Origin of the sequence: Mucilaginibacter sp. 22184, assembly GCF_052045695.1 — a bacterium.
In the GTDB taxonomy this organism is placed as follows: domain Bacteria; phylum Bacteroidota; class Bacteroidia; order Sphingobacteriales; family Sphingobacteriaceae; genus Mucilaginibacter.
In genome coordinates this window covers 240,644-264,200 of the sequence record NZ_JBQEPI010000003.1, presented here as the reverse complement: position 1 = coordinate 264,200, position 23,557 = coordinate 240,644, and the positions used below count along the sequence as shown (strand labels likewise).

Below are 23,557 nucleotides of genomic sequence, written 5' to 3'. Positions count from 1 at the left end.
CTGTTTAATAATTCGTTCTGCTTTAAAAATATGATGTGGCCTATGGTGGCCCGGCAGAAGGGTTGTGCATCAATGATACTCTTCTCCAGTCCGTTTTAGAAAAATATCATCACCACGGACAGAATTTATTACATCATTATTTATTCAATTATGCTTGCCAAAAGTGAGCTTTTGCAATTTTAAAATTTATGAACACTTACTATACTATCGAGGAGAAGTATCTGCAGGCCATCGATAAAATATCATATGGGAAAACGCCCAAAGCCCTTAAATTACTGAACGAGATAATCAGCAACGACCCATTATATGCACGTGCCCATCACCAGTTGGGGATGATATATTATTACGAGATTAAGGATTACCAAACAGCAGGTTACCATTTTAAAACCTGCATGGAGCTGGAACCAGCCTTCCCGGATAACTATATCCATTATCTTGATCTGTTGGTTTTTCTGAACATGGAAAAACAGGTGAGCGTTATCTCAACCAAAGCCCTAAATACACAGGGGGCCGACACGGCAGGCATCTATGATTTGCTGGGTTTATTCTATGAAAAGAATAAGCAATGGGCAAAGGCACTGGACGCTTATCAGAAAGCTTTCATGGAAGTAACCGAAAATAAGGAAAAGTCGGATATTGAACTGAGTATAAAACGCGTACAGTCAAAAATGAAACAAACGTTGGCTTATACTTATCAGATAACGGAGTAAAGAGCCTCACCTATCCTCTCCAAAGGAGAGCACTTTAAGAAAGCTAAAACAACAAAAGCCAAGGCATGCCCTCGCTTTTGTTGTTTTAGCCTTTAGCCTTTAGCCTTTAGCCTTTAGTCTTTAGCCTTTAGCTCTTTTTGTTAGTCGCCCGTACGGTTTTTACCTGGGCGGCGGTAATAGCTGGGGCTTTGTTGCCGAAGCTGTTACGTACAAAAGTGAGTACATCGGCAATTTCCTGGTCTTTCAGGAAATCGTGCGAAGCCATACTGTTGGAGTAGGTTTCGCCATTGATCTCTACATCTTCGTTAAAGCCATTCAGCACAATTTTGATGAGCCTGGTTTTATCGCCCAAAACATAAGTTGTTTTTACCAGCGGCGGGTTCATGTGCGGCACACCCAGGGCATCAGCCTGGTGGCATGATACACAATACTGGGTAAATACTTTTTGACCTGCATCTATGGAGGCTTTTAAGCCGCCTGTAGTACGTTTTACGGGCGGCTTGGCCTTATGTTTGGTTTGAGCCTGCAAACCTGTTACGGCGAATAATAGGGATGCGAATAGGATTAGCGGGGCTTTTTTAAAGTCCATTATTTTTTATAAGTTATTTTGTAAATAGTTCCCTGGTTATCATCAGTTACATAAAGCGAGCCATCGGGGCCTTGGGCTAACCCGCATGGGCGGTGTTCTGCACGACCAGATGCTGTTTGTGCGGCGGTACCTGCAAAGCCATCGGCAAATACTTCCCACTCGCCGCTTGGCTTGCCATCTTTAAACGGCTGAAATACGACAAAGTAGCCTGCCTGTGGTTCGGGGGCCCGGTTCCAGGAACCATGAAAAGCGATGAAAGCGCCATTCTTATATTTCTCCGGAAATTGGTTGCCGGTATAAAATAATAAGCCGTTAGGCGCAAGGTGACCCGGGAAAGCTGCAACCGGATCAATAGCATCCTGGCCGCCTTCTTTTTTGCCATCACCGCCATACTCGGGCATTAATATCTTTTTATGCTGTTCCTGATCATAATACATATAAGGCCAGCCGGCGTTATCTCCTTTTTTAAGGGCATACATACATTCGGCAGGTAATACGGCCGATTGCTGGGTAGTAAACATATCCGGGAAAAGATCATGCAACTGATCGCGGCCATGCTGCATTACATATAATTGGTTGTTTTGCTGGTTCCAGTCGAAACCTACCACATTACGAAGGCCTGTAGCGTAACGTACGCCGTCGCCATAATGCTGGTTAAGCTTGTCGGCTTTAAACTGCCATATACCGCCTGCAGAATCTAAAATAGGGCATCCTTTTTGGCCGGCTGACCCTTTTTTGCGGTCATCTACCTGGCAGGCGTTGGAGTACGCGCCGATGTTTACGTACAGATTGCCATCATTATCAAGGGTAATGGCTTTGGCTTCATGCTCACGGCGGTTCAGCAAGCCGGTCACAATTTTCTCGGGTTGGTCAGAGTTGATCACTTCGTTTTGAGCGTTCAGTTTATAACGGAAGACTTCTTCATCAGATGATGCGTACAAATATCCGTTTTTAACATAAACACCGGTACCTCCAAAGGTTCCAAAACCGGTTTTTACGGTAGCTTTATCGCCTTCCTGGTGTAAAAACAAAATGCCTTTACCGTTTTTTGCGCGATTAAGTTTTACATAAATATCGCCCTGTGGGGTTACCGCAATTTCACGGGTGCCCCCCAATTTATCGGCAACAATAGCCGCGTTAAAACCTTCTGGTAATTTCAATCCGGCTCCTCCATCAGTAATTGGGGTGGTAGTCGTGACGGAATCTTTGCTGTTATTGGCGGGTTCGCCGCTTTTACAGGCATTAAATAATATGAACCCCACTATTGCCGCAACAGGCAGCAATACGGAAAGTGATTTTCTGTTCTTCATGGCTTTGATTAATGGTTATCAAATTAAATAAATATACGGGGAATATAGAAATCTGTTTTGTTTAATATCATGACAAAATCAGCCGATTTTGGAGTAAGGAACAAAGAGCAAGGACTTCCGATCCTTACTTCTTGTTCCAAAAATAGTTGCTCTGTTAAACCATTTCCATTAGCTATCGTCCTAACTGTATAAAATTTAACAATTATGAAGAAGCTTATCATATTATCAGCAATAGCAGCAAGCGGATTATTTTATACTAAAGCCGCCGATGCGCAAGTATCCATCCATCTGGGTATTAATATCCCGGTGCGCCACGTTTATGTACCCGCTCCTCAACCTGTTGTTGTGCAAGATGAGCCTGTTTATGACGACGATAACATACCTGCAAGTTATGATGATGACTACTATTATCTGCCCGAGGTTGAAGCCTATTATTCCGTACCAAGGCATTGTTATTACTATAACGATGGCAGTTCATGGGTAACCGCAGCTTATTTGCCAGGTGCTTACCGTAACTATAACTGGCGCACTGCTGTAAGATATGAGGTACGTGCTCCAAGACCATACATGCATCATGATTTTTACAGGTCAAGGTGGGGTGGTTATGCCGGTGGTCGTGCCAATTGGGGCCGTCGTTTTGATAATCGCTACAACGGTGGTTATGCATACTCAAGCCGCGATAACCGCGGATGGGGCCGTGGGGATTATGGTCGGGGTAATTGGGGTGGTAATTATAACCGGGGATGGAACAGAGGTAACCAGGACCGTGGCAACTGGGGCAACAGGGATAACAACAATGATAACCGTAACCGTGGTAATTGGGGTGGTCAACGTTCTGAAAACCGAGGCGACGGAGGTAACCGTGGAGGGAACTGGGGGCAACGCTTTGCCGAAAACAGAGGTTATGGACGTCACTAAAATAGCCAGTTTATAGATTTAATATCCCGATATATATATTAATAAAAGGATCACCTGTTACAGGTGATCCTTTTTGTTTGGGGGGTAGCAAGATAAAAGAACTACCAGAAATAACTCGATTTAGCATTTATTTGTGCCTATAGCTAACTTATCAGGCCAAAGGCTCTTTTGTGTTATTATTTATGTTATATATTTGGATAAACAACACTAAAAAATTTGAAGAAGAAATTATCTATCGTTGATATTGCCAACAGCCTGAACATATCTAAAACCACTGTATCCTTTATTTTAAATGGCAGGGCACGCGAAAAACGGATAAGCGAAGAACTGGTTGAACGTGTTTTAAAATATGTAAAGGAAGTTGGCTATAAACCAAACTCACTGGCCAAAAGCCTGCGCACCGGCAAATCAAATATTATAGGTTTATTGGTGCAGGATATATCCAATAACTTTTTTGCTACTATAGCCCGCCAAATTGAGGATAGGGCATACAAAAACGGGTATAAAATTATTTACAGCAGTACCGATAACGATACCCAAAAAACCCAGGAACTGATAGCTATGTTTCGCGACAGGCATGTTGATGGATATATCATTGTTCCGCCTGAGGGTATTGAGGAGGATATTAGCAGTCTGATTAAGGATGGACTACCTGTGGTGTTGTTTGACAGGTACCTGCCTGGGGTAGAAACTGATTATGTAGTAGTTGATAATTTGTTCAGTACCTACAATGCAACAAGGTACCTTATTGATAAGGGGTATAAAAATATTGCTTTTATCAGTTTTAATAATCAGCAAACGCAGATGGCCGACAGGTTGAATGGCTATAAAAAAGCCATTACCCAAAGTAACCTTAAAACCAATATCAAAGAAGTTGATTTTTACCAGGATGAAAAACTGATGACCGAGCCGATACAGGCTTTTCTGAATGAACATCACGAAATCGACGCGATATTATTTGGTAATAATCATTTGGGAACCTGCGGACTTAAAGTGCTGCGGAATTTGGATAAAAAGATACCGGAAGACGTTGCCCTGATATGTTTTGATGATTATGAAGTTTTTGAACTTTGTAACCCTCCTGTAACGGCGATAGCGCAACCTATTGATGCCATTGCCGATAAGGTGATCACATTGTTGCTCAACAGGCTCAATACTTCGGTAGAGAACGGTGTAAAGCAACAAGTGATACTAACAACCGATCTGAGAGTCAGAAAATCTACTAAATAATGCACATCCTCAATCAGATCAAAGCTGCTATTTAATTATTGATGATGAAGAAGATATCGCTGCTTTTATTACTCCTTGGTGCTGGCTTAGGTATCTATGCGCAGGGGGTTACCTTGCAGGTTGGCAACCCGGTATCAGAAAAGTTTTCTGTTGAAAGGTTACAGCGTATTGATCATCTGATAGAAAGTAATATCGACTCTGGGTACATTAACGGAGCGGTTGCCCTTATTGCCCGCAATGGTAAAATTGTATACAATAAGTCATTCGGTATTGCCGATGTGGAGCAAAAAAAACTGATGGAAAATGATAATATATTCCGTATAGCTTCGCAAACCAAGGCCATTACCAGTGTCGCGGTCATGATGTTGTTTGAGGAAGGGAAGTTTTTACTGGATGAACCTATCTCTAAGTATATTCCTGCTTTCGCGCACCCTAAAGTGATTGATTTGTATAACGAAAAGGATACTACTTACACCACCGTTCCAGCCAAACGGGAAATAACCATCCGCGATCTGCTTACACATACCTCGGGTATCGAATACGCGCAGATCGGTTCTCCAAGAATGAATGCCATTTATGCCAAATCAAAAATACCCGGAGGATTTGTGGCCGATAAAATACGTTTGGCCGACGCCATGGACAGATTAGGCAAATTGCCATTAACCCATCAGCCTGGTGAAAAGTGGACCTACGGATTAAATATAGATGTACTGGGGTACCTGGTTGAAAAAGTTTCGGGCAAAACCCTGGATCAGTTTTTTAAGGAACGCATATTTGATCCGCTGGGCATGAAAGATACTTATTTTTATATACCAGCTGCTAAGCAAAACAGGTTAGTAGCCGTTTATACACCCGATAAACAAGGACATCTTGTAAAGTGGAGCGCTTCCACACTTCCAGGGATAGATTTTGATTATCCAAAGACAGCAGGTACATATTTTTCTGGCGGTGCCGGTTTAAGCTCGACTATTAAGGATTATGCTATTTTTTTACAAATGATGCTGAATGGAGGCGTCTACAACGGTCAGCGTTTACTTGCCCGGCATACGGTTGAAATGATGACCGAAAACCAGATAGGCGATCTGTATATCAACCCGGATAAAGACAAATTTGGTTTAGGCTTTGGTATTACTACCCCAACAAGTTCGGCCAAATTAGGTGTAAGTCCGGGCTCATTTGCATGGGGCGGATTTTACGGTACTTTGTATTGGGTAGATCCGAAAGAACATTTGGTTTGTCTGCTCTTTATACAGAACTGGCCATTGCCGCATAATGCTATACAGGATAAATTTCGCGCACTGGTTTACCAGGCTTTAGTCGATTGATTTTTTACAAAATACCTTTTAAAACTTCCCAAACATTATTGGCGGCTATTTTTGCCCCCTGTGGGGTAGGGTGGATACCATCCGCCTGGTTTAACGTCGGTATACCAGCTACGCCTTGTAAAAAGAAGGGCACCAGTTGGGTATGATTTTTAGTTGCCAGATCGGGGAAAACAGCTTTAAATTTGCTGGCATAATCGGCACCCATATTAGGCGGAACCTGCATGCCTAACAATACGATCTTTACCTCCGGATACTTAGCTTTTACCTTGTCAATAATGCTCTGTAGATTTTTATGGGTTTCATTTACAGGGATACCGCGCAGGCCATCATTTGCACCAAGTTCCAGTATAAAAACATCCACCTTTTGTTTCAGCAGCCAGTCTAAACGCGCGTTGCCGCCTGCCGTAGTCTCGCCGCTTAAACCCGCGTTAACTACTTTATAGGGTAGTTTCAGCGAATCGATCTTATCCTTGATCACCCCCGGGAAAGCCTCAGATGGATCGTCCAATCCATAACCGGCGGTCAAGCTGTCGCCAAAAAACAAAACGGTTTTTGATGCAGCCGCGGCATCAGGCTGTGCTGCTGTACTGCTTTTTGTACTTTCGTCGGCAGTAGGTTTTTTATTTTGATCACACGCAGCAAAAATCAGCGCGGTAAGTAACAGGAACGTTAATTTGAATTTGTACATGGTACTAAGCGTTATTGCGTAATATTTCGAGCGGCGGTTTATTTAAAACGCCCCTGCTATTTAACAAACCAATAATAACGGTTAGTATGGATATAATGAAAAATAATATCAACGCCGGCAGAAAGTTAACCGTGTAGGGAATCTCAAAACTGTATTTAGCCAGTAACCAGGTACCACCAAAAGCGATCACGATACCGGTAAGGGCCGATAATGAACCCAGGAACCAGTACTCCAGCGCGGTAATGGCAAAAATTTGCTTACGGCTTGCACCTAATGTACGTAACAATACGCTCTCCTGTATGCGTTGATATTTGCTGATACGCACCGAAGCTACCAATACCACCACGCCGGTTATAATACTGAATGCACTCATAAAACGAATTACATAGCTTATTTTATTCAGCAGCTCATCCAATACGCTTAAAACCAAACCGAGGTCAATAATAGAAACATTGGGAAAGCTGCTTACAATGGCCCGTTGAAATAAAGCAGACACCTTATTGGAGGGCACATGCGTCAGCAATACCTGAAACTGCGGGGCATCTTCCAAAATACCCGTTGGGAAAACTACCTGGAAGTTGGTTTGTACTTTACCCCAGTTTACTTTACGGATGCTGGCTACATAAGCAGGCATTTCTACCCCCTGAACGTTAAAAACTATTTTGTCGCCAATTTTAAGGTTTGCCCGGTGCGACAGATTTTCTTCTACAGAAACTGGAATGTCTTTTCCGGGTGTTGCTTTGCCTATCCACGTACCATCGGTCAGCTTTTCAGAGTCGGAAAGGGAATCGCGAAAAGTAACGCGATATTCATAGGCAAATACCCCATGCGGAATTTTTATGGTCGAATCTTTTTGCAGGTCAGCGGCTGTTTTGCCATTGATCTGTTCTATCCGCAAAGTCACAATAGGCACCTGCTGTAATACCGGCAATCCCTGCTGGCGGGTTAAACGGGCCACGGAATCTTTCTGACTGTTCTGTATATCAAACAGGATCATGTTGGATTGATTGCCGCTACTCGACAAGGTAACCTGGCCAATGAGTAAATTCTGTACAAGAAACAATATACAAATGAACATGGTACTTAAACCTATGGACACCATGAGGATAAGCGTTTGGTTGTTGGGCCGGTATAAATTGGCAAAACCTTGCCGCCATAAATAACTCCATGACCCATTGATCAGCAATTTTGTGAAGCGCATCAATAGCCACGCTACCCCTGATAATATGATAAAAGCACCCAATATGCCCAGCGTAAAGAACAGGCTCCCCAACCAGCTATCCAATTGTAAATAAGTAAAAGTGACAATGAACAGCAGGATCAGCAGGTATACCAGCCAACGCAAAGGATCACGGGACAATACCGCGTCATCAAACGATAATCGTAAAGTATTTAAAGGAGATACATTACGAACGGATATCAACGGCAACAAAGCAAAAAGCAGGGAAATGATCACCCCCAACAAAATACCCTGACCAATAGCCATCCACGAAATTTGAACGGATATGGTAAAGGGGATGAAATCTTTAAATACTACAGGCAGCAAATGCTGTATCGCCGTACCCAAAGCAGCCCCAATAACAGAGCCGATGAGACCAATGCCTACAATCTGGATGAGATAGATCAGAAATGCCTCCGATGCTTTTACACCCAGACAGCGCATGATGGCAATAGACGCGATCTTCTCACGTACATAAATATGAACGGCACTGGCCACACCCACACAACCCAATAATAAGGCAACAAAGCCCACCAGGGATAAAAAACGACTTAGATCGCCAAAATTACGGCCGGTGTTTTCCTTCCTTCCTTCAATAGTTTCATACCGCATGCCAGCTTTATCCAGCATGGGATCGAGCTTTTTGGTGAGTTTATCTAGGTTTACCGGTTTAGTGAATTTATAGTAAAAGCTATAGTTTACCCGGCTGCCAATTTTAACCAGGCCGGTTTGCTCCAGATATTGCATGGGGATATAAACCACCGGCGCTATTCCCGCTAATGCACCCGCCTGTCCGGGAGCCCGGTTTAAAATGCCTGTTATTAAAAAGAGGCTGTTACCGATCTTGATCGAATCGCCCACATGCGCGTTGAATTGCAGCATCAGTGTTTTATCAACCACCGCCATCTGGCCTTTTCTGAAAGTTGTGCCCGCTTGTTCGGGTGTGGTTTCAATGGCCCCGTAATAGGGGAAGTTGCCCTGTAGTGCTCGCACTTGTACCAGTCTTGTGCCTTTACTTTTTGGGAAATAGGCCATGGAGGCAAAGCTGCGTTCCTGTGAGCGTTCATCACCTAACGAATCCAATAATTTTTTCAGATGCACATCTGCAGGTTTATTACCTGATACGGAAAGATCGGCACCGATCAATGTTGCCGCCTGTCCGTTGATGTCGTTTTGAACATTGTACTTGAACGCGTAAATAGCTACTAATGCAGCTATCCCGAATACGATGGCGGATATGAATAGGAATAACCTTGAGCGGTTTTTACGGCTATCGCGCCAGGCCATATTAAACAGCCAGGGGATATTCATTTTTCGGTGGTAATTAACGGGATTGGTTTCCATAAAGCCTAACCGTTAATTGTTTTTTCATCAGCTATCAGCTGGCCACCTTTTATCCGGATGATGCGCTGTGTTTTCGCGGCTAAATCAAGGTCGTGGGTTACCAATACCAGTGTGGTTCCGGCTTCTTTATTCAGGTCAAAAAGAAGTTTTACCACCTTTTCGCTGGTTTCAGCATCCAGGTTGCCTGTGGGCTCATCGGCAAAGAGTATTTTGGGCGAGTTGGAAAAGGCGCGTGCCAGCGAAACACGCTGCTGCTCACCACCCGATAATTGATTAGGGTAGTGATGCCCGCGATCAGCCAGGCCTACTTTATCCAGCAGATCCAATGCTCTTGCCCGTATATTTTTTTCATTACGAAGCTCTAAAGGAACCATTACATTCTCCAGGGCAGTTAGCGTAGGCAATAGTTGAAAATTCTGGAATATAAATCCCACATACTGGTTGCGTACCTGCGCGCGTTGGTCTTCTGTTAAATTTCCGAGGTTAATGCCGTTGAGTTCTACCGCGCCTGCACTGGAACGATCAAGGCCGGCACATAAGCCCAGCAAAGTAGTTTTACCACTGCCCGAAGGTCCTACAATAGCATTGGTGGAGCCGGCGGCAATGCTGAAATTAATATTATGAAGCACGGTAAGCGTACGCCCTGCGCTTTGGTAGGTTTTGCCCAGATCTGCAATATTGAGTATAGTTTCCAAACGGTGTGTTTTTTATGATATAGATGCAGCGGGCTATCAATTGTTACCCCGCCGGTTTGCATAAATATCCATGAATCATGCCGTTTGCAATATAAAAGCGGATGTGGTTTTATTAAATGACTTTAAAAATACAATTATAACTTAGCTTTCAGCATTTCTTTCACGCTATCAAACCATTCGTGTTGTAAAATGCTTAACAGAATAGAATGGCGCCGGGTACCGTCGGGAAGTGGCATGTGGCTACGGATAATGCCTTCTACCGTACAACCTATACTTTTCATAGCCGCGATGCTGCGCTCATTCCGGGCATCGGCACGAAAACCTACCCGTTTCATATTTAGTTGTTCAAAGGCCAGTTGCAGCAATAGAAACTTACAGTGTTTGTTAAGGCCTGTACCCCTGAATTTTTCGCCATACCAGGTATAGCCTATTTCAAGTGCCTGATTGCCGGTTTGTATATCATAAAAACGGCTACTGCCCGCATATTCGCCTGTCTTTTTATCGTATATAATAAAAGGATATTCTTTTCCCTCAAGCCTGGCTTTAAGTGCCTGGTCGATATAATTACGCATACCGTCGGCGCCTTTTGCACTTACTTGCGAATAGCTCCAGATGTTAGGCTCATACAAGGCAAATGGCAATAAATTCTGATAATCGTCGGCGTTTAATGGTTTGATCAGCAACCAGTCGTCTTCTAAAATATAATCAGCCTCTGGCGAAAATTTTGAACTCATAACGGTAAAGCATTTAACCTAACACATCAAATATAGAAGTGTTTTGTAAATCCAGGGCTTTATTGCTCCATAACCCGCGCGTACATCTGCGGAAATGGTTTGTTTTTTAATTCAACGGCTAATGCCGAGTTGTGTTGCGCGCAATGTTCAAGCATCTCATTACAATCAATTAAAACGTCATCGCTCATACCTTTAAACATCATCGCTGTGGCTGTGGCTGATATTTTATAATACTCGCTAAGTGTAATTATGCCTTTTTCGGTTATCTTGATCAGTTTGGCGCGCTTATCGTCGGGCGAAGTGCGTTCTGTTATCTTTTTCTCCCGGATGAGTTTATTAATGATCTCCATGCCGGTGGTTGTTTCGGCAAACATATCGTTAATCAAATCACTTTTTTTTACTTCACCCAATTGATTCAGACTGTGTAGGTAATAAAAGTTTTCGGGAGTAGGCATCTCCGCATGGCTAACTGCCGAACGGAAATATAGGGAGTAGGATTTCAAAATGCGCCCAATGGTTTTAAGCAAATTCACCCCATTCATGATATGCTTATCCGAATGTTTGGATTTAGGCTGCTGTTTTTGAAGATAATACCGGCAAAACGCTTCTACCGAATGCTCCTCGCTGGTTTCCTCAAAAGCGCTCCATTCTTCTATTAGCTGTACAACTGGTTTCATATTAGTGCTGTTTAGATGTAAAATTAAAAAACTATTTCCAAAACGTTTTAATTATTCCATAATAGGAATATATTTGCATTGATATTCCTGTATCGTAATATTATAAAGGGCCGGAAATATTTATACCGCGACAAAATGTTTTACTTTAACAATCGTCATCAGTATAAAGGCGTACTTTTATTAAGCCTTAAACTTTAAAACATCTTTTAGTAGATGAATTTCTGAAAATATGAAAACTGATACTCAAAAACCTGATAAAAAACCACCTGGCGTTTTTAGCTTACTAAAGCCTTACATGGGATTGGTTTCGCTGCTTTTGTTATTTGCTTTGCTTAGTAACGGTGTAAATCTTTGGTTGCCCAAGATCATAGCCAACGGGATAGATGATTATACTAAACAGCACTTTGTGTTTGGTGATATTATTAAGAAATTCTCCCTGGCCGTTCTGATTATTTTTATTTTTGGCTATCTGCAAACTATTATTCAAACCTATGCATCGGAGCGCGTAGCCCGCGATCTGCGGCAAAAGCTGGCCGATAAGATATCAAGACAAAGCCACGCTTTTATTGAAAAGGCAAACCCGGCCAAGCTGCTCACCAATTTAACCGCCGATGTAGATTCTATTAAATTGTTTGTATCGCAGGCATTGGTATCCATCGTGTCGTCATTGTTCATCATCATTGGTGCAAGCATATTGCTGTTTACTATTAACTGGAAACTGGCCCTGGCCGTGGTCATGATTATCCCGATCATAGGTGGTACATTTTTTTATGTATTGAAGAATGTGCGGGCGCTGTTTATAAAAAGCAGGGGAGTGATTGACCAGCTGAACAAAGTAATTAATGAAAGTATTCTGGGTGCCGCGCTTGTTCGTGTGATCAACTCCCAGCAGTTGGAGTATCATAAGTTTTTAGAGGCCAACACCGAGGCAAAGCGATACGGCCTGAAGATACTGAGCTTTTTTGCCGGACTGATCCCTATTGTAACCTTCACGGCCAATATGGCGGCATTAACCATTTTAATGATGGGTGGTCATTTTGTGATCAATGGCAGTATGAGCTTGGGTAGTTTTGCGGCCTTTAACAGTTATCTATCGTTACTTATATTTCCCATTTTTGTACTGGGTTTTATGAGTAACCTTATTGCGCAGGCTTCGGCCTCATTTACCCGTATCAGTGTGGTATTGGATGCTCCGGATATTGTTGATGGCGGAACTTTAAAGGAAACATTGCGTGGTGATGTGGAACTTGGTGATGTATCACTGATTTATGGTCAAAAGCCGGCGCTCAAAAATGTATCGCTTTCGGTAGCAGCTGGTTCAAAAATAGCCATCATCGGCCCTACAGCCGCGGGTAAAACGCAGCTGCTCTATTTGCTTACCAACCTCATCAAGCCAACATCCGGATATGTGCATTATGACGGGCGCAGCATAGATAGTTATGACAGCGAATCGTTCCATAGCCAGGTAGGTTTTGTTTTTCAGGATAGCATCATTTTTAACATGAGTATACGCGAAAACATTGCTTTTAGTGATACGGTTACTGATGAATCGTTGGAAAAAGCCATTGAAACGGCCGAATTGCGGGACTTTATCGATGGCCTGCCCGATAAGCTGAATACCGTCGTTTCCGAACGAGGATCGAGCCTTTCTGGCGGGCAAAAACAACGTATCATGCTGGCCCGGGCCCTGGCGGTTAACCCCAAAGTTTTATTATTGGACGATTTTACTGCCCGGGTTGATACCAATACCGAGAAAAAGATATTGACCAATATTCAGAAAAATTATCCCGGATTAACGCTGATATCTGTTACCCAGAAAATAGCATCGGTGGAGCATTACGACCAGATACTGCTACTTACCCAGGGCGAAATTGTTGCCCGTGGCGTGCATGAGGAATTAATGCGATCCAGCCCCGATTATGTACAAATATTTAACTCGCAGCAAAGCACCAGTAATTACGAACACGGTGTTGCTCACTAAAAATAGATGTGCAGATGTATAAATTTCAAATGTGCGGATGTGTGAATATGCAGATGTGCAAATGAAGTTTATTGGACACTCACGAAAAGATGAAATCACTAATTCAATAAATCACTAATTCAATAATTATTCATGAATTACGATCTGAATAAACTTAGCCAAACGCAGCAGAAAACTTCAACCCTTGCCGGGCTTAGAAAACTGTTGCAGTTAATTGCGCACGAAAAGAAGGTGCTTTTACTGGCTCTTTTGGCTATATTAACCAATTCCTCGCTCAACTTATTGGGGCCTCTTGTTATTGGACATACAATTGATAAGTATGTGCAGCATAAGGATTATAGTGGGGTTATACATAACGCTGTTATATTGTTATGCATGTATTTGCTGGCCTTGTTTACAAGTTATAATCAAACCAAGTTAATGGGAGGTGTAAGTCAACGTATGTTGTTTACCCTTCGTAACTCTATATTCAACAAATTGCAGCAACTGCCGGTAAGCTTTTTTAATCAAAATAAAGCCGGTGACCTGATATCGAGGGTAAACAATGATACTGACAAGTTGAACCAGTTTTTTTCCCAATCGCTGATGCAGTTTATCGGCAATATCTCTATCATGGTTGGCGCGGGTGTGTTTTTATTATTGATCAAGTTTGAATTGGGCGCGGCTACGCTTGCTCCGGCTGTACTTATATTGATACTGACGCTGGCTTTGTCGCCATGGATAAAACGCAAAAACGCCCGGAACCTGAAAAGTGTAGGGGGGATGAGTTCGGAGATACAGGAAAGCTTGCATAATTTTAAAGTGATCATCGCCTTTAATCGCCGCGATTATTTCCGCAAACGCTTTGATACGGCCAATCGCGATAATTACAAAACCGCCATCGGGTCGGGTTTGGCCAATAGTGTATTTGTACCTGTTTATGGCTTGTTTGCCAGCATAGCACAATTGATTGTATTAGCCTTCGGTATTTATTTGATCACTATCGGGCAGTTTAGTATTGGGTTGCTGGTGAGTTATTTATCATACTCTACCAACTTTTACAACCCGCTAAGGCAATTGGCTGCATTATGGACAAACTTTCAGCTGGCTATGGCGGGTTGGGACAGGATATCGCAAATATTATCACTGGAGACAGATCTGCCCGTTATTGAAAATGGCATAGCCGAATCCAATGTAGCTCTGCTGGAATTCAGAAACGTGTATTTTGGTTATAACGAAGATCAGGAAATACTGCACAATGTTTGCCTTAAGCTGGAACAGGGCAAAACCTACGCGTTGGTTGGGCCAACCGGCGGAGGCAAAACCACAACGGCATCACTGATTGCCCGGTTATATGATCCCTCAAAAGGGTTGGTGATGCTGGATGGCCGCGACATCAGAACTTACAGCGCGGAAGAGCGTACGCAAAAAATAGGGTTTATTTTGCAGGAACCGTTTTTATTTACCGGTACAGTTAAAGACAATATTTTGTACGGTAATGATTTGTATAAGGATCATACCAATGAACAACTGGAAAAAGTGATCGTTGATGCCAACCTGGGTAGCCTGCTGGCTATTTTTGAGAGTGGGTTAGATACGCAGGTGCTTTCTTCCGGTGATAGTATCAGTCTTGGTCAAAAACAACTGATCGCTTTTATGCGGGCAGTATTGCGTAACCCGCAGATACTGATATTGGATGAGGCTACAGCAAATATTGATACGATAACCGAACAGCTATTGAGTGATATATTGAACAAATTACCGGATACCACCACCAGGGTAATTATAGCCCATCGACTGAATACTATTGAAAATGCCGATGAGATATTCTTTGTTAACTCAGGCGAAGTATCACGTGCAGGCTCGTTGAATGATGCCATGGATATGTTGCTGCAGGGGAAAAGGGTTAGCTAAGAAATTTGCGGCAAAATATTTCGGCAAAACATCGTTTTGACATAAAACTTCCACAGTATAGAATAGAGTTAATATGCTGATTTTGTCATCCTGAACGGTGTGAAGGATCTGTTAACAGGCTTTGTGTACTGGTAAATAGATTCTTCGTTCCTCAGAATGACAATTTTTATTGAGACCTAAGTTGAAAAATAAAAAATGCCGTCCCGAATAAAATAGTTGTAGTATCGACACTAAATATTTGCATAATTATTTTTACACTTGTAAATAAACTTTAACCAAATTATGCATAAGTATACCGGCGAGACACGCATTTTAGCTGCGACAGATTGTATCATTTTTGGATTCGACGGATTTAATATCAAATTATTGCTTGTACAGCGTGGTCTTGAACCCGAGAAAAATAAATGGAGCCTGATGGGCGGCTTTATACAGCCTTCGGAGTCGCCTGATGATGCTGCCAATCGCATATTAGAATTACGCACCGGGCTTAAAAACGTGTACATGGAGCAATTTCATGTATTTGGAGCGCCTGATCGCGACCCGGTGGAAAGAACCTTGTCTATAGCTTATTTCGCACTTATAGATATTCATCAGTATGAAAAACAGCTGAGTGAAGAGTACCATCCCGAGTGGTTTTTACTGAATGAGATGCCCGAGCTTATATTTGACCACACAGAAATGGTAAGGCTTGCCTTGCGCCAGCTGCGCTATAAGGCCGCGCTGCACCCAATCCTGTTTCAGCTGTTGCCCGAAAAATTCACCATTCCGCAATTGCAGGCGCTTTATGAAGGTGTTTATGAAACCAAGTTTGACGATCGTAACTTTAGCCGTAAGCTATTATCAACCGGCTTGCTTGTAAAACTGCCCGAAAAGGATAAACTGTCGTCAAAGAAAGGCGCTTTTTATTACAGGCTTGATCAATCACATTACGAACAGAATTTTGAATCGTTCCTTAACCTGGTACCTAATCCCGAGAAGTTCTTTTAGTTAAGACGGAAGGTTGGGTTAGTCCATTGGGGATTCTTTATGCTGAAAAAGTGGGTTTACATGTAAATCCACTTTTTCAGCATAAATTTAATTTATATCATTGATTTTCAATTATATATATTGATGTAAACCCTGAAAAGTGTAAACCATGTAAACCCACTTTTTTAACCAAATCTGCCGCCTTTTAGGGTTTACTAAGCTAAGCTTTTAGGGATCGATACCTTAAACGTAGCACCTTTATCGGGCGAGGATATTACTTCGATACTGCCGCGGTGTTTCTCGATGATACCAAATACGATGGAAAGCCCCAGACCTGTACCTTCACCAATACCTTTAGTGGTAAAAAAAGGTTCGAAAATGCGTTGTTTGGTTTCTTCGCTCATGCCTATGCCGGTATCGGTTACTTCAATAGAAATATGGTCTGGATGATCCCTGGTGATGATCATGATACACTCATCACTATGATGATGCTTACTTTTTATGGCATATATGCTATTGTTGACCAGATTAATAATGAGCTGGTTAATTTTACCAGGATAACAGTTTAAAGGCTCCAGCTTGTCAAAAACAGGTCTGATCTCGATGTAATACGGAATGGTGCTTCTTAAGATCAGCAGGTTATTCAGGATCGATTTATTGATATCTGCCGTTTTTAATACCTGCTCATCGGTGCTGCTAAAAGTGCGCAAACTGTTTACTATTTCTGCTGTCCTGTTAGCGCCATCCTCTATTCCATTCAATAAGATAGTTATTTCATCCTTTATGAAATTAAGATCGATCTTTTGTTTATAATCATCAAGCGCCTTTAAAAAAGGAACTTGGTCCGGGTTGTTCAAAGCATCTTCATATTTGTCCAATAAAATCAAAAGCTCATCAAAATCAAGTCGTAAGGGGGCTATATTGGAGCTTACAAAATTAATGGGGTTATTAATTTCATGTGCTACGCCGGCTGTAAGCTGTCCCAGCGAAGCCATTTTTTCATTATCGATGAGCTGCTTTTGTGTGGCTGTAAGATTATCTATGGATAAGGAAAGACTTTTATTGATCTTAATTAATTCCTCGGTACGTTCTTTTACCTTGCTTTCCAGCAGGATGTTTTGCTGTGTTATTAGTCGTTCATTTTCCCGGGCAATGGTAAGGGCAAAGCTTTGCGATTCGTTTTTTTGATACCGGTAAAAGTTAATCTTCTCGGCCAAAGCTGCCGAAAACAGGATCAGTTCTAACACAGAACTATAAATAACAATGTTAGCTGTGATATTACTGTATGGAATAAGTCCTTTATTGCGTGCAACAGATATTAATAGGCTTATTAAGAACAGCCCCCAACCCAGTAAAAAGAATTTGGCCGGCTTGAAATTACTTTTATGGTAAACGTAGGCACCTATAATAAGTAAACTAATGGCGGTGATAGTAGTGCTAATGGTAATTAAATTATAGGCAATAGCAGTCATACCAGTCGCAATCACAATAAGAATTACGAAGAACAATAAATAGAGCAGCAGGTAATACTTATACCATTGTTTTAAGTGTTGCTTGAGCTGTAAAAACGTGCTCATAAAAAGCAAAATAGAAAACCCAAGCAGTACCCTAACCACGGGGATTACATAGTTATTTAAGGTGATTATGTCTGTTGTAAATAAATCGGTTCCATAGCCACGTTTAAGTAATTGCGATAAGCCCAAAAAGATGATATAATTTACATAGTACAGGTAACTATTGTCGGCAACTATAAAAAACAACAATAAGTTATATAGTGTCATTACGATAAAAATACCCGCTATAACCCCATTGGTTATATTTTCAAGATTACGACTTTCTAAAAAAGTGGATGTGCTGTAAATTTTTACCGGAATAATAGCAGCAGCATTACTTCTTATTCGTAAGTACACGGTGCCTGTGGCTCCAGGTAATAGTGGATAATCTATAAAAGCGAGATTTTGAGTGTGGTCAGGACTTAAGTGTTGTGGTGCCGTGTTTGTATTTTCGGTATAATAAAGATCAAATTCATCAATAACGCTGGCATTTATGCCAATGGTCACCATCGGTTCCTTACTGTTATTTTTTAAAATAAATTTTATCCATGTGATAGATTTAGAGAATTTTAAAGCCGGAAGTGTTTGCTTAATGCGATGGAACTTAGAACTGTTTAAAACCTGGGCAATGGTTAAATTATTATCAGGAGCGTCAAGTTCATAGAAGTATCTGTTGGTTAACAAGATTGATTGATCATTATTAATAACCAAAGTATCAGTTGAGTAGGCAAAAGCTGCAAGCCCAACTAGCATGAGATACCCGATTAGTAATATTTTTTTCATGATATAATTGTTACATATATACAGAACAATAATTATAATAAAAATGTGCAATAAGTTAAACTTTGCATAAATTTACTTTTGTAAGCCTATTTGAAGATATTACCCGTTCACTAAAGTGTTTTGCTATGGCCGTAGGAGTGTTGTATGTTGATGATGAAATTAATAACCTGAATAGTTTTAAAGCGGCCTTCAGGCGTGATTTTAATATATATACGGCCAGTTCTGCTGCCGAAGGTCGGAGGATACTGGATGGAAATGAGGTGGGGGTGATTATAACAGATCAGCGCATGCCCGTTACTACAGGTATTGAATTTCTGGAATCGGTTTTGCAAACCAACCCCGATACGATCAGGATATTATTAACCGGTTTTTCAGACATCAATGCTGTTATTGATGCCATTAATCGCGGGCAGGTTTACAAATACCTGGTAAAGCCATGGCAAAATGATGAACTCAGGATCCATATCCAAAATGCCATCGAAATTTATAACCTGCGAAAAGAAAATAAAGACCTCACCTACAAATTGCAGATAGCAAACATGGAACTGGAAACCCTGTCGAAAGCTTTTCGGTAATCCACCGGTTCCACGGCTCTATACAATATTATTTATAAAGGTTATCTTAGTTTATAGCGCACATTTAGGGCTGTTTGACCTTGAAATAAGGCTAAATTGTGCCGGCTATAAACGTTTAATTGATGAAAAGGTCCTTATTCATAGCCTTTATTTTTGTTCTTTTTATTCAGTGTGTTGTGGCGCAGCAACGGCCACAATATACCCAATACATTTTTAACAGTTACCTCTTAAATCCTGCTTTATCAGGTATCGAGAATTATACGGATGTAAAAACAGGTTACCGCAGCCAATGGACAGGCCTGGATGGTGCGCCCGTAACGGCTTACCTGTCAGTAAATATGCCCATTGGCCAAAAATTTATACAAGGCGATGCCAATGCTTTCCCGGCCAGCGGGGGCCTTAATCCGGCTAGTAGGTTGTATACACAGCAATACCAGGCTGCAGAGCCACATCACGGCGTTGGGTTAACGGTGGTATCAGATAAAGCAGGTCCTTTTACGCAAACCAATATCGATGCTAGTTATGCCTATCACCTTGGATTATCCAGCAAGCTAAATCTGGCAGTTGGGGTATCAGCTGGCTTTAGTCATAATGTGCTAAACCTGTCGGCGCTGAGCACCTCGGATCCCTCGGATCCTATATTAAGCAGTTTGAATAATAATCAATGGAAACCTGATTTGGGGATAGGTGTCTGGGCCTATGCTTCTGATTATTTTATAGGTGTTTCGGCTCAGCAGATATTGCCGCAGAATTTGTATGTAATTAGCAAAGCAAACCAATATCAGAACAAAACTGTACCTAATTATTTTTTAACGGGCGGGGTTAAATTGTTTCTGTCGGATGAGGTTACGCTTATTCCATCGGTTATGCTGAAGTATATAAGACCGTTACCAACAAGTTATGATTTTAATATGAAATTATCCTTTGCAGATAAGCTTTGGATAGGTGGTTCATACCGTCATAGCGATTCTTATGCAGGACTGGTTGGGCTTAATCTGAGCTCGTTTGTAAATATTGGTTATTCCTATGATGTCACCACATCAGCCCTGAATACGGTAAGTAATGGTACACATGAAATTGTGATAGGCATATTACTTAATAACCGTTACAAAGTAAGTAGCGCACAGCATACGTTTTAGGCCCCCTAGCCCCCTAAAGGGGGAACTTTGATTTGCAAGCGGTATAAAAAGTAAAGCCCGGTTTTATTTAAACCGGGCTTTACTTTTTAGTGTTCCTGTATTTTGCTCCCCCTTTAGGGGGCTGGGGGGGCTTATAGCTCCCTTCTGAGCCTTGCAACCGGGATATTCATTTGTTCGCGGTATTTGGCCACTGTTCGGCGGGCGATGTTATAGCCGGCGTCTTTCAGGATATCGGTTAATTTTTCATCGGCCAGAGGATGGCGCTTGTCTTCTTTGCCTATATGCTCTTCCAGGATCTTTTTTACTTCTTTGTTAGATACTTCTTCGCCGCTTTCGGTCTGGATAGCTTCGGAGAAGAACGATTTGAGCAGAAAAGTGCCAAATTCGGTTTGTACGTATTTGGAGTTAGCCACACGTGACACAGTGGAGATATCCATATTTATCCTGTCGGCAATATCTTTCAGGATCATCGGTTTCAGATTTTTATCATCTCCTGTCAGGAAAAACTCATATTGATACTGCATAATGGCGTTCATGGTTTTTAGCAAAGTTTGCTGACGCTGTTTGATAGCATCAATGAACCATTTGGCCGAATCGAGCTTCTGTTTTACAAATTGTACTGCTTCTTTGAGTTTTTTATCTTTTTGCGCTGCTTTATCGTAATGCTGAAACATTTCCTGATAGGAGCGGCTTACCCTTAGTTCCGGAGCATTCTTAGAGTTTAGGGTTAATATCAGCGTACCATCATTATTGGTGATATGAAAATCGGGTATCACCTGCATTTGCTTGGTATTGATCTCGTTGGAATCGCCTGGTTTGGGATTAAGCTTGAGTATTTCGTTCACTACACCACGTAATTCGTCGGAGTTCATGTTTAATGATTTCTCCAGTTTATCGTAATGTTTACGGGTAAACTCGTCAAGGTATTGTTCAACCACAATAATGGCTTTCGCGATGATGGGATCGTTAGGGTCTTTTTTACGCAATTGTATTAAAAGACATTCCTGTAAGCTCCGGGCACCAACACCAGCCGGGTCAAATCCTTGTATCACCCGCAGCATATCTTCTACCTCTTCATCTTCGGCCATTACATTTTGTGAAAATGCCAGGTCGTCGGTAAGTGACATGATGGGGCGGCGTAAATAGCCGTCATCATCCAGGCTGCCGATAATTTGTTGACCGATCTTGAAATCTTTATCACTTAGCGGTAGCAGATCGAGCTGTAATTGCAGGCTTTCAAAAAAAGAATTTTGTACCGCTATTGGGATCTCCTTGCGTTCATCTTCATCATCACCGTTTTGATCATAACGTGAACCGTAATCGTTTACGCTATCATCCTGCAGGTAATCATCAATATTAAACTCATCCATTTCGCCCTTTTCTTCGTCACTATTAAAAGTGTCTTCGTCTGGATCCCGATCTGGATATTGCTCTTCGGGTTCGTTTAAATTTGTTAAGCTCAGATCTTCAAGCGCTGGATTTTCTTCCAGTTCCTCTTTAATACGAGTATCCAGAGAAACTGTAGGAACCTGCAGCAATTTTATAAATTGTATTTGCTGCGGTGAAAGCTTTTGTAAGAGTTTTTGTTGAAGATTCTGTTTAAGCATAATTAAGATGAGCCCAAAAATACATCAATTACCATTAACTTTAAAATATCTTATGGCATATGGACGCTGGTATTAAATACCAGAAAATATAATTTGTTTGAACGGCATTAAAATTTATTCGTTACATTAGTTAAAACTAAAACCTATTTATACCGTTACCTGAACTAATTATTAACTAAAATCTATCAATATGGCAATAATCAAAGAGTTTAAAGAGTTCGCCATGCGCGGCAACGTTGTTGACCTGGCAGTGGGTGTTATCATTGGTGCAGCTTTTGGTAAGATCGTTACCTCCCTGGTAAATGATGTTATCATGCCACCAATTGGCTATTTAACCGGTGGCATTGATTTTAAAAATTTGAAAGTGCTTTTAAAACCAGCTGACCCGGCAAATAAAGTGGCGGAGGTTGCTATCAATTATGGTAATTTCATCAATACCGTGATCGAGTTTCTGATTGTTGCCTTTTGTATTTTTATGGTTGTAAAGGCTATCAACTCGCTTAAAAAACCTGTAGAGGAAGCTCCTGCTGCAGAACCGGCACCAACAAAAGAAGAAACTTTACTTACCGAGATACGTGACCTGTTAGCTAAAAAAGCTTAACTGGATCAAAGACAAGAAAATATATCAAAGGATCATGGATGGAGATGCTTTTTGTCTTTAATCCTTGATCCTTTTGTCCTTAATCTTCTTTATTCTTTACTTAATTTTGTATCTGTTAGAATAACGTAATCTGCCAGGGATTTAAATTTTGTCCAATCGGGATTGTCAAAATTTTCTCCGCTGTAAGAGGCTATGGTTAGTATCCTTGCTTTTGGAGCATATTTCTTGAGTTGAGCTACTGCGCCCAACCTTTCTTCACTGTGAAAACCGCCATTAAGCTGTAATATTTTAAATCCGCTATGGGTTTTAAAAAATTGCGCTATCGACCAGGCCATGGTAGCATCCCACAAATTTTGTGATTGATAGATCTGTATGCCGGCCATGGCTTCGTGCCCACCCATGATCTTTATAAATTTATCATAATATGCACCGGTAGCGGTATCAATAGGAAGGGGCGCCAGGTAGCCTTTGGCTTGTTTGCTGAGTTGTTCCAGGCTGCCGAGACCATTACGTGTTACCATATTGGTATAACGCGATGGCGCATTGGCGGCCACCACTGGTAAATGATTGACTTTGGCTAATTCAACCAGCGGGCGGTAATCTTTATAGTTTGGCCAGGCACGGGCATCGGTTAGCAGGTTCTTTTCGCGGATGAAGTCATTAAGATATTCATTTAACATCAATTGACAATCGGTTTGAAACATCTCCATGGATAGAGCCGTGCGCCCAGGATATTTTTCTGTTAAGCCTTTAAATATGGCATATTCCAGTGAATGAGCTGTTGAGTCATTGTGTTCTTCGCCAAAAAATAGTACGTCAATTTTGTCGGTTTGCTGAATAATATCAGTAATTGTTACCAGTTTTTGTTCGGTCGTGCTATATATTTTGTAATGAGAAGGCGATGCACCCTGCCCTAAAACAATTGATGGTAAAGCTATTAAGAGCAGGATAAGCAGTGATTTCATATTACGGTTTTAAAACGCTTAATTTACAGTAAGAAACATAGAGCAACAAATAAGA

Annotated in this window: 20 protein-coding genes; 10 read left to right on the top strand and 10 right to left on the bottom strand. The window is 41.6% G+C overall.

Annotated features, from left to right (window positions below):
- The first annotated feature begins 188 nt into the window (after positions 1-188).
- A complete protein-coding gene (locus ACTJKG_RS08610; RefSeq protein WP_172335036.1) occupies positions 189-710 on the top strand; it encodes a tetratricopeptide repeat protein in 522 nt (173 codons plus the stop codon).
- A 127-nt stretch (positions 711-837) separates the two neighbouring features.
- Here ACTJKG_RS08610 and ACTJKG_RS08605 read toward each other — a convergent pair whose 3' ends face one another.
- On the bottom strand, positions 838-1,299 hold the full coding sequence (locus ACTJKG_RS08605) for a c-type cytochrome (protein ID WP_172335035.1): 462 nt from the start codon (positions 1,297-1,299) through the stop codon (positions 838-840).
- Complete coding sequence (locus tag ACTJKG_RS08600) at positions 1,299-2,609, bottom strand: PQQ-dependent sugar dehydrogenase (protein WP_440738954.1); 1,311 nt, start codon at positions 2,607-2,609, stop codon at positions 1,299-1,301. The genes ACTJKG_RS08605 and ACTJKG_RS08600 overlap by 1 nt, the downstream gene beginning before the upstream one ends.
- 204 nt (positions 2,610-2,813) lie before the next feature.
- On the opposite strand from ACTJKG_RS08600, the gene ACTJKG_RS08595 reads away from it, so the two are divergent.
- The 3 genes from ACTJKG_RS08595 to ACTJKG_RS08585 all read left to right on the top strand — a co-directional run bounded on the left by ACTJKG_RS08595 (position 2,814) and on the right by ACTJKG_RS08585 (position 6,082).
- Positions 2,814-3,527: a hypothetical protein gene (locus ACTJKG_RS08595; RefSeq protein ID WP_440738953.1), complete on the top strand. Its 714-nt coding sequence runs from the start codon at positions 2,814-2,816 to the stop codon at positions 3,525-3,527.
- Positions 3,528-3,743: 216 nt separating this feature from the next.
- Positions 3,744-4,757 carry a LacI family DNA-binding transcriptional regulator gene (locus ACTJKG_RS08590; RefSeq protein ID WP_440738952.1) on the top strand — a complete coding sequence of 338 codons (1,014 nt, stop codon included), beginning with the start codon at positions 3,744-3,746 and terminating at the stop codon, positions 4,755-4,757.
- A gap of 41 nt (positions 4,758-4,798) precedes the next feature.
- Complete coding sequence (locus ACTJKG_RS08585) at positions 4,799-6,082, top strand: serine hydrolase domain-containing protein (RefSeq protein WP_440738951.1); 1,284 nt, start codon at positions 4,799-4,801, stop codon at positions 6,080-6,082.
- Positions 6,083-6,086: 4 nt separating this feature from the next.
- On the opposite strand, the gene ACTJKG_RS08580 is transcribed toward ACTJKG_RS08585, so the two are convergent.
- The 5 genes from ACTJKG_RS08580 to ACTJKG_RS08560 form a co-directional block, all read right to left on the bottom strand.
- The gene (locus ACTJKG_RS08580; protein WP_172335031.1) at positions 6,087-6,770 is read right to left on the bottom strand and encodes an arylesterase; all 684 of its coding nucleotides are present in this window, start codon (positions 6,768-6,770) and stop codon (positions 6,087-6,089) included.
- A gap of 4 nt (positions 6,771-6,774) precedes the next feature.
- Positions 6,775-9,333: an ABC transporter permease gene (locus ACTJKG_RS08575; protein WP_216650536.1), complete on the bottom strand. Its 2,559-nt coding sequence runs from the start codon at positions 9,331-9,333 to the stop codon at positions 6,775-6,777.
- A 5-nt stretch (positions 9,334-9,338) separates the two neighbouring features.
- Positions 9,339-10,028: an ABC transporter ATP-binding protein gene (locus ACTJKG_RS08570; protein WP_172335030.1), complete on the bottom strand. Its 690-nt coding sequence runs from the start codon at positions 10,026-10,028 to the stop codon at positions 9,339-9,341.
- A 134-nt stretch (positions 10,029-10,162) separates the two neighbouring features.
- Positions 10,163-10,762 (bottom strand): GNAT family N-acetyltransferase, encoded by a 600-nt coding sequence (locus ACTJKG_RS08565; protein WP_172335029.1) that lies wholly within the window; start codon positions 10,760-10,762, stop codon positions 10,163-10,165.
- Positions 10,763-10,821: 59 nt separating this feature from the next.
- On the bottom strand, positions 10,822-11,439 hold the full coding sequence (locus ACTJKG_RS08560; protein WP_172335028.1) for a MarR family winged helix-turn-helix transcriptional regulator: 618 nt from the start codon (positions 11,437-11,439) through the stop codon (positions 10,822-10,824).
- A 229-nt stretch (positions 11,440-11,668) separates the two neighbouring features.
- Between ACTJKG_RS08560 and ACTJKG_RS08555 the strand changes: the two genes are divergently transcribed.
- The 3 genes from ACTJKG_RS08555 to ACTJKG_RS08545 all read left to right on the top strand — a co-directional run bounded on the left by ACTJKG_RS08555 (position 11,669) and on the right by ACTJKG_RS08545 (position 16,300).
- Positions 11,669-13,420 carry an ABC transporter ATP-binding protein gene (locus ACTJKG_RS08555; RefSeq protein ID WP_172335027.1) on the top strand — a complete coding sequence of 584 codons (1,752 nt, stop codon included), beginning with the start codon at positions 11,669-11,671 and terminating at the stop codon, positions 13,418-13,420.
- 132 nt (positions 13,421-13,552) lie between these two features.
- Complete coding sequence (locus ACTJKG_RS08550) at positions 13,553-15,313, top strand: ABC transporter ATP-binding protein (protein WP_172335026.1); 1,761 nt, start codon at positions 13,553-13,555, stop codon at positions 15,311-15,313.
- 282 nt (positions 15,314-15,595) lie between these two features.
- Positions 15,596-16,300, top strand: a complete 705-nt coding sequence (locus ACTJKG_RS08545; protein WP_172335025.1) for an NUDIX hydrolase — start codon at positions 15,596-15,598, stop codon at positions 16,298-16,300.
- 194 nt (positions 16,301-16,494) lie between these two features.
- Here ACTJKG_RS08545 and ACTJKG_RS08540 read toward each other — a convergent pair whose 3' ends face one another.
- A complete protein-coding gene (locus tag ACTJKG_RS08540) occupies positions 16,495-18,615 on the bottom strand; it encodes a sensor histidine kinase (RefSeq protein WP_172335024.1) in 2,121 nt (706 codons plus the stop codon).
- Between the two features lie 125 nt (positions 18,616-18,740).
- On the opposite strand from ACTJKG_RS08540, the gene ACTJKG_RS08535 reads away from it, so the two are divergent.
- Both ACTJKG_RS08535 and ACTJKG_RS08530 read left to right on the top strand, forming a co-directional pair.
- Complete coding sequence (locus ACTJKG_RS08535; protein ID WP_172335023.1) at positions 18,741-19,190, top strand: response regulator; 450 nt, start codon at positions 18,741-18,743, stop codon at positions 19,188-19,190.
- Between the two features lie 122 nt (positions 19,191-19,312).
- Complete coding sequence (locus tag ACTJKG_RS08530; protein ID WP_440738950.1) at positions 19,313-20,329, top strand: PorP/SprF family type IX secretion system membrane protein; 1,017 nt, start codon at positions 19,313-19,315, stop codon at positions 20,327-20,329.
- A gap of 131 nt (positions 20,330-20,460) precedes the next feature.
- On the opposite strand, the gene rpoN is transcribed toward ACTJKG_RS08530, so the two are convergent.
- Positions 20,461-21,936: an RNA polymerase factor sigma-54 gene (gene rpoN, locus ACTJKG_RS08525; protein ID WP_440738949.1), complete on the bottom strand. Its 1,476-nt coding sequence runs from the start codon at positions 21,934-21,936 to the stop codon at positions 20,461-20,463.
- A gap of 190 nt (positions 21,937-22,126) precedes the next feature.
- On the opposite strand from rpoN, the gene mscL reads away from it, so the two are divergent.
- The gene (mscL, locus tag ACTJKG_RS08520; RefSeq protein WP_216650535.1) at positions 22,127-22,537 is read left to right on the top strand and encodes a large-conductance mechanosensitive channel protein MscL; all 411 of its coding nucleotides are present in this window, start codon (positions 22,127-22,129) and stop codon (positions 22,535-22,537) included.
- An 89-nt stretch (positions 22,538-22,626) separates the two neighbouring features.
- On the opposite strand, the gene ACTJKG_RS08515 is transcribed toward mscL, so the two are convergent.
- Entirely contained in the window at positions 22,627-23,502 is an 876-nt protein-coding gene (locus ACTJKG_RS08515; RefSeq protein ID WP_440738948.1) for a ChaN family lipoprotein, read from the bottom strand.
- Between the last annotated feature and the right edge of the window lie 55 nt (positions 23,503-23,557).

Excerpts from the sequence above, each read along its gene's own strand:
- ACTJKG_RS08610 (WP_172335036.1), top strand. The coding sequence starts at position 189 with ATGAACACTTACTATACTATCGAGGAGAAGTATCTGCAGGCCATCGAT.
- ACTJKG_RS08605 (WP_172335035.1), bottom strand. The coding sequence starts at position 1,299 with ATGGACTTTAAAAAAGCCCCGCTAATCCTATTCGCATCCCTATTATTC.
- ACTJKG_RS08600 (WP_440738954.1), bottom strand. The coding sequence starts at position 2,609 with ATGAAGAACAGAAAATCACTTTCCGTATTGCTGCCTGTTGCGGCAATA.
- ACTJKG_RS08595 (WP_440738953.1), top strand. The coding sequence starts at position 2,814 with ATGAAGAAGCTTATCATATTATCAGCAATAGCAGCAAGCGGATTATTT.
- ACTJKG_RS08585 (WP_440738951.1), top strand. The coding sequence starts at position 4,799 with ATGATGAAGAAGATATCGCTGCTTTTATTACTCCTTGGTGCTGGCTTA.
- ACTJKG_RS08580 (WP_172335031.1), bottom strand. The coding sequence starts at position 6,770 with ATGTACAAATTCAAATTAACGTTCCTGTTACTTACCGCGCTGATTTTT.
- ACTJKG_RS08575 (WP_216650536.1), bottom strand. The coding sequence starts at position 9,333 with ATGGAAACCAATCCCGTTAATTACCACCGAAAAATGAATATCCCCTGG.
- ACTJKG_RS08565 (WP_172335029.1), bottom strand. The coding sequence starts at position 10,762 with ATGAGTTCAAAATTTTCGCCAGAGGCTGATTATATTTTAGAAGACGAC.
- ACTJKG_RS08560 (WP_172335028.1), bottom strand. The coding sequence starts at position 11,439 with ATGAAACCAGTTGTACAGCTAATAGAAGAATGGAGCGCTTTTGAGGAA.
- ACTJKG_RS08555 (WP_172335027.1), top strand. The coding sequence starts at position 11,669 with ATGAAAACTGATACTCAAAAACCTGATAAAAAACCACCTGGCGTTTTT.
- ACTJKG_RS08550 (WP_172335026.1), top strand. The coding sequence starts at position 13,553 with ATGAATTACGATCTGAATAAACTTAGCCAAACGCAGCAGAAAACTTCA.
- ACTJKG_RS08545 (WP_172335025.1), top strand. The coding sequence starts at position 15,596 with ATGCATAAGTATACCGGCGAGACACGCATTTTAGCTGCGACAGATTGT.
- ACTJKG_RS08540 (WP_172335024.1), bottom strand. The coding sequence starts at position 18,615 with ATGAAAAAAATATTACTAATCGGGTATCTCATGCTAGTTGGGCTTGCA.
- ACTJKG_RS08535 (WP_172335023.1), top strand. The coding sequence starts at position 18,741 with ATGGCCGTAGGAGTGTTGTATGTTGATGATGAAATTAATAACCTGAAT.
- ACTJKG_RS08530 (WP_440738950.1), top strand. The coding sequence starts at position 19,313 with ATGAAAAGGTCCTTATTCATAGCCTTTATTTTTGTTCTTTTTATTCAG.
- rpoN (WP_440738949.1), bottom strand. The coding sequence starts at position 21,936 with ATGCTTAAACAGAATCTTCAACAAAAACTCTTACAAAAGCTTTCACCG.
- mscL (WP_216650535.1), top strand. The coding sequence starts at position 22,127 with ATGGCAATAATCAAAGAGTTTAAAGAGTTCGCCATGCGCGGCAACGTT.
- ACTJKG_RS08515 (WP_440738948.1), bottom strand. The coding sequence starts at position 23,502 with ATGAAATCACTGCTTATCCTGCTCTTAATAGCTTTACCATCAATTGTT.